14 protein-coding genes are annotated in these 15,397 nt (G+C 55.5%); 7 read left to right on the top strand and 7 right to left on the bottom strand.

All coding sequences use genetic code 11. The features are described 5' to 3' along the window. The first annotated feature begins 113 nt into the window (after positions 1–113). On the top strand, positions 114–476 hold the full coding sequence (locus ACX3P5_RS20715; RefSeq protein ID WP_458969270.1) for a hypothetical protein: 363 nt from the start codon (positions 114–116) through the stop codon (positions 474–476). A gap of 242 nt (positions 477–718) precedes the next feature. On the opposite strand, the gene ACX3P5_RS20710 is transcribed toward ACX3P5_RS20715, so the two are convergent. The 3 genes from ACX3P5_RS20710 to ACX3P5_RS20700 all read right to left on the bottom strand — a co-directional run bounded on the left by ACX3P5_RS20710 (position 719) and on the right by ACX3P5_RS20700 (position 2,276). Further along, a complete protein-coding gene (locus ACX3P5_RS20710) occupies positions 719–1,096 on the bottom strand; it encodes a helix-turn-helix domain-containing protein (protein ID WP_233988527.1) in 378 nt (125 codons plus the stop codon). 130 nt (positions 1,097–1,226) lie between these two features. Continuing rightward, a complete protein-coding gene (locus ACX3P5_RS20705; protein WP_233988528.1) occupies positions 1,227–1,502 on the bottom strand; it encodes a type II toxin-antitoxin system RelE family toxin in 276 nt (91 codons plus the stop codon). A 225-nt stretch (positions 1,503–1,727) separates the two neighbouring features. After that, positions 1,728–2,276: a helix-turn-helix domain-containing protein gene (locus ACX3P5_RS20700; RefSeq protein WP_233988529.1), complete on the bottom strand. Its 549-nt coding sequence runs from the start codon at positions 2,274–2,276 to the stop codon at positions 1,728–1,730. A 110-nt stretch (positions 2,277–2,386) separates the two neighbouring features. Here ACX3P5_RS20700 and ACX3P5_RS20695 point away from each other — a divergent pair, with 110 nt between their 5' ends. From ACX3P5_RS20695 to ACX3P5_RS20680, 4 genes are all read left to right on the top strand, one after another. Continuing rightward, entirely contained in the window at positions 2,387–3,055 is a 669-nt protein-coding gene (locus ACX3P5_RS20695; protein ID WP_233988530.1) for an AzlC family ABC transporter permease, read from the top strand. Then, positions 3,052–3,375 (top strand): AzlD domain-containing protein, encoded by a 324-nt coding sequence (locus ACX3P5_RS20690; RefSeq protein ID WP_458969269.1) that lies wholly within the window; start codon positions 3,052–3,054, stop codon positions 3,373–3,375. The genes ACX3P5_RS20695 and ACX3P5_RS20690 overlap by 4 nt, the downstream gene beginning before the upstream one ends. 98 nt (positions 3,376–3,473) lie before the next feature. Further along, positions 3,474–4,382 carry an alpha/beta hydrolase gene (locus ACX3P5_RS20685; RefSeq protein WP_458969268.1) on the top strand — a complete coding sequence of 303 codons (909 nt, stop codon included), beginning with the start codon at positions 3,474–3,476 and terminating at the stop codon, positions 4,380–4,382. Between the two features lie 54 nt (positions 4,383–4,436). After that, positions 4,437–5,165, top strand: coding sequence for a DJ-1/PfpI family protein (locus ACX3P5_RS20680; RefSeq protein WP_336756303.1), 729 nt, complete (start codon positions 4,437–4,439; stop codon positions 5,163–5,165). Here ACX3P5_RS20680 and ACX3P5_RS20675 read toward each other — a convergent pair. The 3 genes from ACX3P5_RS20675 to ACX3P5_RS20665 are packed head-to-tail and all read right to left on the bottom strand — an operon-like array spanning position 5,115 to position 10,217. Then, complete coding sequence (locus ACX3P5_RS20675; protein ID WP_336756302.1) at positions 5,115–6,080, bottom strand: acyltransferase family protein; 966 nt, start codon at positions 6,078–6,080, stop codon at positions 5,115–5,117. The two genes, ACX3P5_RS20680 and ACX3P5_RS20675, sit on opposite strands and share 51 nt — an antisense overlap. After that, positions 6,073–9,129 carry an efflux RND transporter permease subunit gene (locus ACX3P5_RS20670; protein ID WP_336756300.1) on the bottom strand — a complete coding sequence of 1,019 codons (3,057 nt, stop codon included), beginning with the start codon at positions 9,127–9,129 and terminating at the stop codon, positions 6,073–6,075. The genes ACX3P5_RS20675 and ACX3P5_RS20670 overlap by 8 nt, the downstream gene beginning before the upstream one ends. Further along, entirely contained in the window at positions 9,129–10,217 is a 1,089-nt protein-coding gene (locus ACX3P5_RS20665) for an efflux RND transporter periplasmic adaptor subunit (RefSeq protein ID WP_233988539.1), read from the bottom strand. Before ACX3P5_RS20665 ends, ACX3P5_RS20670 begins: the two co-directional genes overlap by 1 nt. Before the next feature lie 515 nt (positions 10,218–10,732). Between ACX3P5_RS20665 and ACX3P5_RS20660 the strand changes: the two genes are divergently transcribed. Next, entirely contained in the window at positions 10,733–13,462 is a 2,730-nt protein-coding gene (locus tag ACX3P5_RS20660) for a cation-transporting P-type ATPase (protein ID WP_233988540.1), read from the top strand. On the opposite strand, the gene ACX3P5_RS20655 is transcribed toward ACX3P5_RS20660, so the two are convergent. Next, the gene (locus ACX3P5_RS20655) at positions 13,451–14,485 is read right to left on the bottom strand and encodes an AI-2E family transporter (RefSeq protein WP_458969267.1); all 1,035 of its coding nucleotides are present in this window, start codon (positions 14,483–14,485) and stop codon (positions 13,451–13,453) included. The two genes, ACX3P5_RS20660 and ACX3P5_RS20655, sit on opposite strands and share 12 nt — an antisense overlap. A 201-nt stretch (positions 14,486–14,686) precedes the next feature. On the opposite strand from ACX3P5_RS20655, the gene ACX3P5_RS20650 reads away from it, so the two are divergent. After that, positions 14,687–15,292 (top strand): TetR/AcrR family transcriptional regulator, encoded by a 606-nt coding sequence (locus ACX3P5_RS20650; RefSeq protein ID WP_458969266.1) that lies wholly within the window; start codon positions 14,687–14,689, stop codon positions 15,290–15,292. The last annotated feature ends 105 nt before the right edge of the window (positions 15,293–15,397 follow it).

Here is a 15,397-nt window from a genome sequence, read left to right as displayed (position 1 = left end):
TTTCTCCGGAATTGATCGATGCAGCGGGCGTCGCCGATAGCTGTCGATGGTTTGATTCAGGTGACCTGTTCATTCAGGCTGGATAGAAAGGATTAACTTAACCGGGAGCCAAAATGCAACAACTCTCCATTGTTCCGCGCCTGTTGCCCGCTGTCCGACACGGTGAAAAAACGCATACCCTGCGCTGGCAGGAAGGGGATATCCATCCCGGTCCGCTTCGCTACTACAATCAGCAAAACCCTGCCGACACGCTGGTGGTATGGGTGACGAGCGTTGAGACGCTGCCACTCAGTGCGGCAGCGGAGAGGCTGGGAAAACAGGCAGAGTGGCCGGATGAGGTACTGCTGGCCGGAATGCGTGAACACTATCCGGCAATTGAACTTAACAGCGAGGTTCAGCTGGTGCATCACCTCACACCTGAGGCGACGCGGCAAAAAATGGCTAAATCTGCGTCAGAGGTGCTCCATCACCCGTAACGCCAGAGTATCTGCTTCTCGCGCATGGCTTCTATCGACTATGAGATCGCCTGATAACGGCAGAGCCAGAGTGCGCGTGAAGCCTTTCGCAACCTGCGCAAATTTGAGTTCCTCATCACATAAAGGCGATCAGATAGATTTTACAGGCTGATGCAAAACAGCGGCAAAGGCACCATTTACCGCACCCGATTTTGTTTCAGCAATAAAAAACCCGCGAAATCGCGGGTGAATAAGGCGCTAATTCAATCAATATAAAGTTGTGTTGTTCTGCATTGATATAAAGTGGCTAATTTTTCAAGTGTTTGTTTTTGCGGTTTTTTCCTTGATTCTAATTTAGAAACGCCGGCCTGAGTTATTCCCAACGCAGTTGCAACGTCTTCCTGTGACATTTTGCGGTGTAAGCGCCAGGCAACATGCAAAGGAACAGACTGTCTGCGACTGATTTTCAGAACCTCATGAGGAATTGTTTCATCATCGTCAGGCCCAGCCTGGTATGGAACAGGCTCAAACGCTTCTTCTGATAAATGGCTTTCGGCCATTAATTTGTTGAATAGCTCGATAGGGATAACGGCACTGGTACGATTCCCGCGGTCGTCGGTGAGAAACTGTATAACTGACATGAGTGCTTACTCCTATACGGTAGCGGCAAGCCCGGTATTCTGGTCATCCACTGGATATTACTGTCGCGTGTTTTTGTCTGCAGAGAACAAAATGAAGAGATCGGCAAGGCGGTTTCTCTTCACCATCCTGTCAGCGCTTTTTGTAGGTCGTCGATGTTCTTCTCAGTACTTCCAGAATATCAATCACCACGGGCTGACCTTTTTCAATCTTCCAGAGAACACGATAGTTACCTACCACCAGCTTCATTCGCTTCTCCTTGTCGTCGGTCAGCTTTTCAACTTTCAAATGTGGAATTTCAGGCCATTTCGCGAGCTCTTCCACCGCGTCCTCAATGGCATCACCCTCTTTTTTAGGTAGCGCTGAAAGTTGTTTCGATGCCTTTTTTGTCCAGTTAATTTCTGGCATCTCTCACCCTTCCATGTGATTAAAGAAAAGACTGAATCAGGCTTAAATATAACTATATTCAGTCATAATTGAAAGTGGATGGTTATAAAAAATCGATTTTAGTCATAGGGTAATGCGCGAGTGACGTACTGCGGACACTATCCGGCAATTGAACTTAACAGCGAGGTTCAGCTGGTGCATCACCTCACACCTGAGGCGACGTGGCAAAAAATGGCTAAACCTCCGTCAGAGGTGCTCCATCACCAGTAACGCCAGAGTATCTGCTTCCAGCGCCCGGAAAATATGCGGCTCATCGCCCGGGTAAGTGATGTAGTCGCCCACATTCAGTTCGACCGGGGAATCGACCGGACCGACGAGCGCCCGGCCCTTAGCCACGATGATGTGCTCGTTGGTGTTAGGGGAGTGCGGCTGAGAACAGCGATCGCTGCCGGGCTGAACCTGCAACAGATAGAGGTCCCGTCGGGCGCCTGGCGGGCAGGTCGCCAGCAACACCGCCTGATAATCGGCTAAATCGGCGGTTACCGTTGGCCCTTCACCCCGGCGAATCACCTGCATACGGCGGGCTTCCGGTTCCATCAGGCGTGAAAAGGGAATATTCAGGGCTACGCACAGTGACCACAGCGTTTCGATGCCGGGATTACCATTGCCCGCTTCCAGCTGCGACAGGGTGGATTTGGCGATACCCGCGCGGCGAGCCACTTCCGCCAGTGATAAACCGGCCCGCTGACGTTCACGGACCAGCGCGTTAGCGATGATGCTGATAGGGGTATTCAAATGAACTCCATTTTCCTGATCGTTTTTTATAACGAACGTAATGTTCGACTTGTAAATGCATCTGTCGGTGTTCATTATAATGGGTAATTCGTTCATTATGAGATCAGGTCATGCTGTTTTCACAAATAAAATTGCTGGACAAAGGGGTGGTGAAGGCCATTTTTCTGGTCTGTCTGGCGGATGGCATTGTGGGTTTATCCTACGGTTCGCTGGCAACCGCCGACGGTTTTCCGCTGTGGGTACCGCTGGCGCTCTCCACGCTGGTACTGGCGGGAGCGTCAGAGTTTTTATTTATCGGTATCGTGGCGGGCGGTGGCAGTCCGTTTACCGCCGCCGCGGCGGGCCTGCTGGTCAATGCCCGCCATTTGCCCTTTGGTATCGCAGTCAAAGATCTGGCAGGACGCGGTCCGGTCGGCTTGCTGGGCTGCCATATCATGAATGATGAAAGTGTGGTGTTTGGTATTTCACAGCCAAAACTGGCGCAGCGCCGCATCGCCTACTGGCTGTGCGGCATCGGGATCGGTTTAATATGGCCGATCAGCGTGATGACCGGAGCGGCCATCGGTCAGTTTATTCCCGATACCTCAGTCATCGGGCTGGATGCGGTGTTTCCTGCCATCCTGATTGCCCTGATTTTTCCGGCGCTGCGTCAGCGCCGCACCCGTATTCCCGCCATGCTGGGCGCTTCACTGTCGCTACTGGCGACACCGCTGGTCCCGGCGGGAATGCCGGTGCTGTTCTCGCTGCTCGGCCTGCTGGCATGGAGATCGCGCAAATGAGCCACCAGACGATGATCGTTGCCGGAATTGCCCTGCTGGCGGCCGGAACCTGGCTGATGCGCTTCGCCGGTGTCAGGCTGGGAAATCGCTTACCGCTCAGTGAGCGCAGCCAGCAGATGCTGTCAGACGCTGCCACCATGCTGCTGTTCGCCGTCGCTGCCACCACCACACTGTTCGAAGGTCAGCATTTTTCCGGTATGGCGCGGGTGCTGGGTGTCGGATTTGCGCTGTTGCTGGCGTGGCGTCGTGCACCGCTGATTATCATTATTCTCGGTGCGGCGCTGATGACCGCGTTGCTGCGCTACTTTGGTCTACCCTGACCGCGATAACCCTATCAAACGCGGGATTTTTTCGCGGTGGATATTTGTTAGGATGCCGGTCAGTTAAGTTTTACTCAACACTGAACAGGCGTTGCTGAATGAATACAGCCCGAACCTTCCGGGGTTATGTCCTGCCGCTGCTGCTCGCGATGGCGAGCGTTTTCACGGTGAATCCCGCCACTGCGCGCCCCGATCTGCGCCCTCTGGGCGAAAATATCGCCGACAAAGGCTCGGCTTGGTATCGCTTTGAGAGCAGAACCTTTGACTCGCAGGACGGCAAGCGACATTACCGGGTCTGGCTCGGTATTCCGAAAATGGCGGCTCCTTCCTCAGGCTATCCGGTGCTCTATATGCTGGACGGTAACGCGGCGATGGCGCAGCTGACGGAAAGCCAGCTTAAACAATTACGCCGTGGCTCGTCACCGGTGCTGGTGGCGGTGGGTTATGACAGCAATCTGCCATTTGACGTGGTGGCGCGCAGCTACGATTACACGCCACCTGACGACGCGCCAGACCCGATAGTCAACATGCCGCAGGGTCGCAAGGGCGGCGGCAGCCATCTGTTTCGACAGCTGCTGCTGAACAGCATCGTACCCTGGGTTGAAGCACAGGCAGCCAGCGATCCCCATCAGCGCGGCTTATGGGGCCACTCCTACGGCGGTCTGTTCGTGCTGGATACCTTTTACCAGGCCGCCTGGTTCAGCCATTACTTTGCGGCCGCTCCGTCGCTGGGCTGGAACGATCAACGCATCATCGAACTGGCACGGCGTGCCGATCCCCATTCACTGCAGCCATTATCTCTCTACCTGATGGAGAGCGACGGCGTCACCGAGCGGCGCGCCGGGCATTCTGATGACCTGCAACAGGAAGAGGCTGAGCTGATACCTGTTCTGCGCCAGACCGGTGCTACGCTGCATCTGACCCATTATGCCGGGCTAAGCCACGGTCAGATCCTGCCGTCCTCGCTGGCGGATACGTTAAAAATCGTCTCCGGTTCAAAAGGTTGATCACCGCCGGCTAACCTGCGCATGATGTTTGTTTATACCCGGAGGAAGCCTTTTATGAGCTGCCCGCTACAGATTGGTCTGTTGCTGTTTCCTGATGTCACCCAACTGGACTTAACCGGTCCGTGGGAAGTTTTTGCCCGCACGCCGCAGTTTGCCTGTCATCTGATCTGGAAAGATTTGCAGCCGGTTCGCTCCGATCGCGGCTTATCGATTTTACCCACCGTGACGTTCGATGCCTGCCCGCCGCTGGATGTGATCTTCGTGCCTGGCGGTCCGGGACAGATTGCGCTGATGTCAGACAGTGAAACGCTGAACTTTCTGCGTCAGCAGGCCAGTCAGGCTCAGCGCGTGACGTCAGTTTGCACCGGCTCGCTGGTGCTGGGCGCAGCCGGACTATTGCAGGGTTACCGCGCCACGTCGCACTGGGGTTCGATTGATCAGCTGGCTTTGCTGGGTGCCGAACCGGTCAGCCAGCGGGTGGTACGCGATCGGAACCGCATTACCGGCGCGGGCGTGACCTCCGGTATCGACTTTGCCCTGACGCTGGTGGCGGAACTGTGTGGCGATGCCGTTGCCAGGGCGATTCAGCTCCAGATGGAGTACGATCCGGCGCCACCATTCAACAGTGGTTCGCCCCGGACCGCTCCGGCCGAAGAGGTGGAACAGGCGAGAGCGGGCATGGCAGCCTTTATCGCCACGCGTCGTCAGGCTACCGAACAGGCGGCGGCTCGGTTACAGGCTGATCAGTTTACTAACGCCGGGAATACGCAGCATCAGCAGTGAGATGACCATCGAAAACAGCAGCGTCAGGGCGATCACCAGCAGTTTATCGCCCAGCGTCTGAATCCTGATGGCCAATGCCAGCAGATTGAAGATCAGATAGTGCAGGATGTAAACGCCGGTCATGGTTTTGCCCAGCGTGGTCAGAAATGAGGTTATCCACGGCCTGTTTTCCGGCAGCCTGATGGCATTAATGCTGATCACAATCAGCAGCACCAGCAGGTAAACCTGCGAGCCGGTGAGCACGACCTCATTGCTGGTGGCAAAAAAACGGGCGATGAAGTAGTAGCGCTCATAGAGCCAGGTGAACAGCCAGACCGCGGGCAGTAACAGCAGGCTGCTTTTGATCACGCGGTGCGACATCAGCAGGCGTATCACCTGTGGTGCCGCCATCAGCCGTCCTGACAGGTAGTAAAGCACCCAGGTCCAGATGCGGTATTGCGGCAACAGTGAAAACGCCCGCTGATTGGGGTAGAGACTGGCCATCAGATCGTAGACAAAGGCAAAGATCAGCAGCAGCAGTATCCCCAGCGCCATCTTGCCAGGCGTACGGATCAGCCGGTCGATCAGCGGATGTGAGGCATAGATGAAGATTAACGCGATCACAAACCACGGCTGGATTAAATAGCCCTTCTTGTGCAGGCCGGCAAACCAGAAAAAGCTAAACCAGAAGAGGAAAATCAGCAAAATGCGGCGGATTTTGCCCAGTTGCCAGGCTGACGTATGCTGCTCGCCCGCATCCATATAGCCGCTCAGTAAAAAATAGAGCGGCGTGGCGATGGTTGAGACGAAGCTCAGCACGTTCAGCGCCAGATCCGAGTCGTAGTGGTAGCTGTCGTAACTCTGATAAAAAGTAAAAAAGGAGACGGCAGTGATGCAGGCCAGCATCTTCAGCATCGCCAGCCCGCTTTTATTCATTTTTCGCCTCCCGCCCGTGGAAGCAGCGATAGATCACCGGCAGCACCAGCAGGGTTAAAACGGTGGCGAAGCCCAGACCAAAGATGATCACCACTGCCATGCTCTGGAAGAAGACGTCGCGCAGCAGCGGCAGCAAGCCCAGCACCGTGGTAAAGGCGGTAAGCAGAATCGGGCGCAGACGTGAGGTTGCGGCATCAATGATCGCCTGCTGCAGCGGTTTTTCCTGCTGGAACAGACGAATCTCCTCCACCAGCACGATGCCGTTGCGGATAAGCATTCCCGACAGGCTGAGCAGCCCTATCAGCGCCATAAAGCCAAACGGAATGCCGGTCATTAAGAAGCCAAAGGTCACGCCGATCAGTGCCAGTGGCACGGTGATCCAGATCGCCAGCGCGTCGCGCAGCGAGTTGAACATCAGAATGGTAATCACGAACATGGCCAGGAATCCCACCGGAAGCGAACTCAGCAAACCACTCTGCGCTTCACGCGAACTCTCCAGCTCGCCGCCCCATTCAAGCCGGTAGCCGCTCGGTAAGGCAAGTTGATCGATTTGCGGCTTCACCCGCGCCACAATCTGTGCAGCGGTCAGGCCAGAGGCGGGATCGGGATCGGTTTGCACCGTCAGCACCCGCATCCGATCGCGGCGCATAATCAACGGATTTTCCCATTCCAGCCGAAAGTCGGCGATCACATTACTAAGCGGAACGAAGTGCTGTAGTGCGGCGCTCCAGAGCTGAATATTGGCGATATGGTCGATATCCTGTCGCTCTTCATCTGTGGGATAGAGCATCACCGGCATCAGGCGGGAGCCGTCACGGAAAATCCCCACCGCATCACCGCTGAAATTCATTCTCAGGGCCTGATCGATGTCGCGTTTATCAATGCCCAGCTCCTGACCGCGCAGCGCTGAATAGAGCGGCCGGATGACTTTGCTGCGTTCCTGCCAGTCATTGCGTACCGGGAACGTGGTGCCATCCGCAAGGAAAATGGCATCCAGCTGGCTGGCAATGTGGCGCAGTTTTTCCGGGTCAGGGCCGATCACGCGCAGGGCGATGGCGCTGTCGCTGGCGCTGCCAAACTGAATGCGTTTAATCCGCTCATTGACCTGCGGATAGTGCTGCTGAATATAGGCTTCCGTTTTCAGCACTAGCGCATCGAGCTGACGGGCATCTTTCACCCGCACCATGATCTGCGCAAAGTTGCTGTACTGGCGGGCGCCATCATAGGTCAGCGTAAAGCGCAGCGCGCCCTGACCGACGGTGGTGACCGTCGCTTCTGTGGCCGGGTCCTGATTGATATAACGCGCAACAGAGGCGGCTGTGTCAGCGGTGTAGTGGATATCGGTGCCGTAGGGCAGCCAGAGATCGGTAAAAAAGATCGGCGTGCTGGAAGAGGGGAAGAAGTTCTGTTTCACCAAACCGAAGCCATACAGTGACAGTGCCAGCAACGCCACCATGACCGTCAGCGTGGTCAGCCGGAAACGCAGTAATCCACTCAGCGCCTGACGGTAAAGCCGGAAAACGATGCCCTGATAGGGCGCCTCTTGCTGCTCTGGCTGACGGGTTGGCTGGCGCTGCTCGCTCCAGCGGATAAACACCGGCGTTAAGGTCAGGGCGGTAACCCAGCTCAGCATCAGCGAAATCAGCAACACCTGGAACAGTGATTTACAATACTCACCGGTGGAGTCCTGCGACAGGCCGATCGGGGCAAAGGCGATGATGGCAATCACGGTAGCGCCCAGCAGCGGCAGGGCGCTTCGCCGGATCATCCGGGTCATCGCCTGCTGCAACGGCTGGCCGCGCTGGTGATCAATTTTGACTCCTTCAACCACCACGATGGCGTTATCGACCAGCATACTCAGCGAAATAATTAACGCTCCCAATGATATTCGCTGCAGCTCCAGGCTGAACAGATCCATGATCAGCAGCGTACCCAGCACGTTGAGTGCCAGCGAGGCGGCAATCACCAGCCCGCTGCGCAGCCCCATAAACAACAGCAGCGTACCCACCACTATCGCCAGGGCCATCAGGAAGTTAAGGATGAAGCCATCGACCGACTGCTTAACCTCATGGGCCTGGTTATAGAACACGTTAAGGCTGATGCCCGCAGGCGTCTCCTGCTGATAGCGTGCCAGCTTGTTTGAAAGCGCATCGCCCACGTCAATCACGTTAACGCCAGGCGCAAACGAGACGCCGATAGCCAGGGCCGCTTCGCCATCGGCAAAGTAGAGGTTGGCCGGATTATCGGTGACGCCGCGCGTCAGGGTTGCGATGTCGCGCAGATGAACATTTTGCGGGCTGCCGGCGGGCAGAATCGGCAGGCTGGCCAGATCCTCAAGCGTCTGCAGTTCGCCAGTGGGATGGAAACGGATCGATTCACTGTCCACCCGCACGCTACCGGCATTGGCCACGCTGTTGTGGCGGCTGAGCAGATCGGCCACCCGCTGCGGTGTCATGCCGTAGGCGGTCATTTTGCTGGCCGAGAGCGCAATGCGTATCTCTTCCTGCTCAACGCCCGCCACCGCGACTTTTGCCACGCCAGGCACCAGCACCAGATCGCGTCGCAGCTGATCGGCATAGTTACGCAGTTCGCTGTTGGTGAAGTCTTTGCCGTGGATGACAAAGAAGTAGCCATAAACATCACCGAAATCGTCATTCACCAGCGGTGCCTGAACGCCCGGAGGAAACTGGCGGGCTGCATCATCCACCCGACGACGCAGTTCGTCCCAGATCTGGGGTAGCTGATCGGCGAGATAACGGGTATGGATATTGACGGTGATCTGCGACAGGCCATTTGCAGATATGGAACTGACATTATCCAGCGAAGGCAGACGTTGCAGGGCGTTTTCCAGCGGCAGGGTGACCTCTTCCTCAACCTGCTGCGCCGAGGCACCGGGATAGGCGGTCACTATTACCGCGGATTTGATGGTAAATAGCGGATCTTCCAGTCGTCCGATATTGAGCAGGGCATAAATTCCGCCCACGCCCAGCAGCAGAATGACCATCCAGTAGCGGATCGGCTTATCGAGGAAATGCTGCTGAATACGCATTATAACCCCCGCTCGCGCTGCCAGATGCGTACCGCTTCACCGTCACGCAGTTCGCCAACTCCGGCGGCGACAATCCGATCACCCGGCTGCAGTCCGCTGACAATCTCAACACCTTGCGCACTCAGCCTGCCGACCTCAACCTGACGATCTTTGACCCGCAGCACATCGCCCTGTTGTTCCACCAGCCAGACGTGCGGCTGATTAGTCGGGCTGTGATTGGGATTAAACACGGCGGCGGCAGGCACCACCAGACGAGGCTGGGCAGGTGCGTTGGGGAGATTGTGCAACTGGACGCGCACCGAGCCGCTCAGCCCCGCCACGCCGGGTAAATCTGTCGGCCGCGGCATGGTCAGCACCACCTGATAGGTCAGCGTGGCGGCGTTGGTCTGGCTGGTGTGTTCCTTATATTGCGCCTTAAAGACGCGTCCCGGCAGCGCATTAAACTGGACTTCGGGCTGGTAATGGATGTTCTGGATATCCAGACTGGCAAACAGGGTTTCTGGCAGGGTAAAGATCACATCCAGCAGGTCTGCGCGAGTCAGCAGCGCCACAGGCTGACCTGCCGCGACCACCTGATGATTCCGCACCTGAACCTGCGCGATCACACCATCAAACGGAGCACGTAGCGTGAGGAACTGTAACTCTTCTCTGGCAAGTTTTAACGCCGTTGCCGCCGCATCGCGATTGGCGGTCTGGATATCCATCTCTGACTTTGAAACCGCACTGCGCTGTGCCAGCGTGCGGAATCGCTGGTACTGACGTTCCGCCAGTTGCAGGCTGGTCTGGCGGTCACGCACCCGTAACTGCGCCTCGGCGTCGTTGAGGGTCGCGAGAGTCTGTCCCGCTTTTACTGTTGTTCCGTCACGAATATCCAGCGTAACCAACTGGCCTGCGCGCTTAAAAGCCAGATCGGTGTTGTCACCGGCCTGAATACGCGCAGGAAAAACACGGATATTTTCGGCGTGATTGCTTTCCAGGGTGAAAACTTTAATTACGCGCGGAGGTGGCGCATCAGGCTCTTTTTTCTCGTCACACGCTGTCATAAAAACACAACAGAGCAAAACGGAAATAACTTTGTGTTTGATCATTTTCTTCGCCTTAACATCAGCTATTTTAGCCGCGGTTTAATAAGCGTTGAGGAATAAAGTTACCTGATGCTTATCGCCACCGATTTAAAAATAAGTTTAACGCACTCAAAATATTTTTAGCCAGACGGCAGTGCCGCTTCGTTTGTTACCTATTAGTTTGCCATTTGCGAGACGACCAGCCAGGTCAATAGCCCCACCAGCGTGGTCGCGGCAACCGCGAGAATAACGAAACCGCAAAGCACGATAATGCTCTGTTTTTTCATCAATGTTTCCTTTTGTCTGCCACGATCTGAAACGGTGCAGAGTGCACGAACAGGTATAAACCTGAGTTAAACAAAAACAACGTTGTCATTCTGATAATATAGGTTAAATTTAATTTAGCCATTTCCTGTCATCCACCATACCTTTTTTGCTGAAAAATGATGTCGGTCATTACCTGTGGGTATCGTATCCCGCAAAATGCATTTTTTTAAATTTCGCGTTTAATTCATCGCTTAATGGCACGGGGTTTATATATGCTAAACAACGAAAAACAGGATAAAGCGCCGGCTTTATCAGAGCGTACCTGGTATCAGCGTAGTGTGACAGAGATATTTACTGACCTGCAAAGTTCCTCAGCGGGATTAACCTCCGCTACCGCTCAGGAGCGGCTAAAGAAATATGGTCCGAACGCACTGCCACAAAAAGCGGAAAAATCGGCGCTGATAAAATTTATCGCGCATTTCAAAGATGTACTGATTTATATCCTGCTGGCAGCGGCGGTGATCACGGCGATCATGGGCCACTGGGTGGATACCTTTGTCATTCTCGGCGTTGCTGTCATCAATGCGCTCATCGGTTTTATCCAGGAAAGCAACGCCGAGAAATCTTTGAAAAGCATCCAGAACATGCTGGCGAATGAGGCGATGCTGGTGCGTGATGGAAAGCAGGTCACCGTGCCGACGCGGGATATCGTGATTGGCGATGTGGTGATGCTACGGCCCGGCGATAAGATTCCGGCTGATTTGCGGCTGTTCGAAGTCAACAATCTGCGGGTTGAAGAGGCGATTCTGACCGGTGAGTCGACGGTGGTATCGAAAAGTGTCGATACGCTGAGCGGCGAAAAATCGCTGGGCGATCGCCTGAATCTGGCCTTTTCAGGCACCACCGTCAGTTCAGGCACTGCGGCGGGCGTGGTCATTGCCAGCGGAGGAGATACCGAACTCGGCCATATCAATGAGATGATCAGCGGCATTAAAGAGGTGAAAACGCCGCTGCTGGTGCAGATCGACAAGCTGGGGAAAGCGATCTTCTTCATCATCCTGCTGATGATGGTGGCGCTGTTCATTTTTGGCTACCTGCTGCGCGATATTCCGCTGGGCGAACTGTCGCTGTCGGTTATCAGCCTGGCGGTTGCTGCGGTTCCGGAAGGGTTGCCCGCTATTATTTCCATCATCCTGTCGCTGGGCGTGCAGTCCATGGCGCGTACCCAGGCGATTATCCGCAAGCTGCCTACCGTTGAAACGCTGGGTGCGATGTCCGTGATCTGCTCGGATAAAACCGGCACGCTGACGATGAACGAGATGACGGTAAAAGCGGTGGTGCTGGCGAAAAGCCGCTGGCGCGTCAGCGGCAACAGTTATGAACCGAAAGGGGAGATTGTTGCCGAGCAGGCTGCAGGCGACGGCGCGAATGCGGCGCAGGACCCGCTGTTTCAACAGTTCCTGCACGCGGTAGACACCTGCAATGAAAGTCAGCTTCGTCAGGACAATCAGGGACACTGGACCATTGTCGGTGGCCCGACCGAAGGTGCGCTGAAAGTGCTGGCGGCGAAGGGGATGACCAGCGCCGTGCCGGTTGAGGTAGTCAGCAAACTGCCGTTCGACTCCCTGTATAAATATATGTCGGTCAGCTGTGTGGCTGGCGGTGAATCCTATGTGCTGCTGACCGGCGCGCCCGATGTGCTGCTGAATCTGTGTCAGCAGCAGCAAACGCCGGAAGGCGTCGAGCCGATTGACCGTGCTTACTGGGACGCAGCCATCACGACTTACGCCAGTGAAGGATTACGCACCGTGGCCGCGGCCTGGAAGAAAACCGCTGCGCCGGTTACCTCGCTCGATCATGATGAGCTGAAGCATGACATGGTGCTGCTGGGGCTTGCCTGCATGATGGACCCGCCGCGCCCTGAAGCGATCGCGGCCATCGATGAGTGCCAGCAGGCGGGTATTCGCGTCAAAATGATCACCGGTGACCATCAGGAAACCGCGATGGCGATCGGTCAGATGCTGGGTATCGGCAACAGCCAGGCCGCCATCACCGGTTATCAGCTGGAACACATGAACGATGCCGAGCTGGCTGAGGCGGCGAAAACTTACGATATCTTCGCCCGTACCAGCCCGGAACATAAACTGCGGCTGGTAAAAGCGCTGGAAGCCAGTGGCGAAATCGTCGGTATGACCGGCGACGGCGTCAACGATGCGCCGGCGCTGAAACAGGCTAACGTCGGTATTGCGATGGGGATTAAAGGCACCGAAGTGACAAAAGAAGCGGCAGACATGATCCTGGCTGACGACAACTTTGCCACTATCGCCGCTGCGGTAAAAGAGGGACGTCGGGTTTACGACAACCTCAAGAAGACCATTCTGTTCATCATGCCGACTAACCTGGCGCAGGGCTTGCTGATTATTATCGCCATCCTGATGGGTAACCTGCTGCCGCTAACGCCGGTGCAGATTTTGTGGATGAACATGGCGACCTCTGCCACGCTGTCGTTTGGTCTGGCATTTGAACCAGCGGAAGCGAATGCCATGCGGCGTCCGCCGCGCAATGTGAAAGCGCACGTCATGGATGGTTACGCCATCTGGCGCGTGGTGTTTGTCGGCCTGCTGATCTCCATCAGCGCCTTCGTGCTGGAAGCCTGGCTGCAACCGCGTGGCTACAGTGCGGAATTTATCCGCACCGTGCTGCTGCAGATGCTGGTTACCGCACAGTGGGCCTATATGCTCAACTGCCGTAACGCTGATGGCTTCTCACTGGATCGCGGTCTGCTGAAAAACCGCGGTATCTGGCTGGTGACGCTGGTACTGATCGTGCTGCAGGCGATTATTATCTATGTGCCGCTGATGAATACGCTGTTTGGCACCCGTCCGCTGCCGATCAACTACTGGCTGATCTCCCTGATTGTCAGTATGGCGATCTTCATCGTGGTCGAGATTGAAAAACGCCTGACCCGTTCATGGCGTAATAAAGCCGCCTCACTGCGTTAATGTTGTCTGTGAGTCCTGCTGTTGCGGATAGCCCGCCAGCAGGACTTTTTTGATCAGATAGGTTAACGGTATCGCCAGTATTGCCCCGGTTATGCCCAACAGTGCCTGCCAGAACAGAAACGCCAGCAGCTGGCTGGTTAAGGACATATCAAGCCGCCTTCCAATCAGCAGCGGTTCAATGACTGAACTCAGACAGAGATTCAGCACCATAAAGAAGCCGGCCACCGCCAGCGCCATCTGCAGATCAAACAGTATGTAACTCTGGATCACCGGCGGGATCGCCGCCAGAAACGAGCCCAGCACCGGCACATAGTTAAAGACAAACATCAGCACGCCCCAGAAAAAGGCAAATTTCAGACCCAGCAATTGCGCGCCGGTTCCGACAATAAGCGCGCCCAGCAGGCTGGTCAGGGTTTTGACGCGGGCATAAACAATCACGCTCAGTATCCCTTCCTGCAACGCCTGATAAATCGCCTGATGCTTTCCGGCTACCCGCTGCTGAAGCGCGCGTTTCAGCAACGGTAATTCATACAACATAAACAGCAGCATCAGAAAAACCATGATCCACCAGGAGATAACGCCGGGGATCTGCGTCAGAAAAGCGGTGACAATCCGCACCACGGCACCGGCATCGATAAAGGTTAATAGCTGGTCGGGCGTCATGCCGATATCCAGCCGGGCGAACACCAGCGTGAGCTGTTCCAGCCGGGCTGCCAGCAGCAGCGGTGCCTGACGGCTGAGCTGCATCAGATCGGGGGTCAGCACCGTCAGTTTAATGATGGTAAATACCACCACCATCAGCATCAGAATAATGACCAGTAAGGTCGACAGAATGCGCGGTATGCGTCTCCTCTCCAGCCAGCTAATCAGCGGATCGAGCATGATCGATAACAGCATCGCCAGCAGGACCTGGTTAATCCACGGCGCGGCCAGATACAAACCGCTGAGAATGATAGTGAGTGAGGCGAGAACAAAAAGTACGCGGGCCAGAGGCGGCCAGAGAGTGAACCAGCTCAGTTCCATGAGGGCGCTCCTTGATTGAGGATAGTTTGCAGTATAGATGAGCGGCAGATGACGGTGCTTTGCGTCAGGTCAGACGGCAGTGTATCCGGCAGGCGTGACGGTTTCCGTTCTGGCTGTTGATAAATTCAGGAAGCCAGCCCTTTTTATTCTGAGGAAGATGGTTTATTTTTAAGGAAATGATCATTTCCTAAAGGTAAGGCGATGGGCCATCATCATCCGGTGAAAGAGCGGGGCCGGCCGCGAGAATTTGAGACTGATGCGGTGTTGGACAGCGCGATGCAGATCTTCCGCGAAAAAGGGTATCACGCTACCTCGATAGGCGATCTCAGCCGCGCGATGCAGCTCACCACCGGCAGCATTTATAAAGCGTTCACGGATAAACGCTCGCTGTTCGCGCAGGTGTTTGCACGCTACCTCTCATTACGCAACGCCGCGCTAAGCGAGCGGCTGGCGCAGTGTGAAAACGGTCGCGCCAGGCTGGCAGCACTGCTGCAATTTTATGTGGAATCAGTACGTGATATTGAAGGCGAACGCGGCTGTCTGGTTGCCGGCAGTGCCGTTGAACTGCAGACGCTGGATGACGATCTGGCCGATGCGGTCAGTGACGCGCTGACGCGCAATCAGCAGAATCTGCGGCAGCTTATCGTTCTGGGGCAGCAGGATGGTTCGATCAATGCAGCACTGAGTGCTGAAGCGACCGCCTCGCTGCTGTTATGCATTGTGCTGGGAATGCGGGTGGCCGGTAAAGTGGCTGCCACCCGACCCGATGAGAGCGTTATCCCGCTGGCCCTGAAAATCCTCGACTAAATTTTTTAGCTAATATGGAAACGAACGTTTCCTAAATTATGGAGCGACATCATGCAATATCCTCAACACTATCAGCATCACTTTGCCAGCGTGGATGAGATCCGT

The organism is Pantoea sp. S-LA4 (assembly GCF_054482835.1).
The sequence above is the reverse complement of the archived record's forward strand: the minus strand, read 5'-3'. Positions and strand labels throughout refer to the sequence as shown.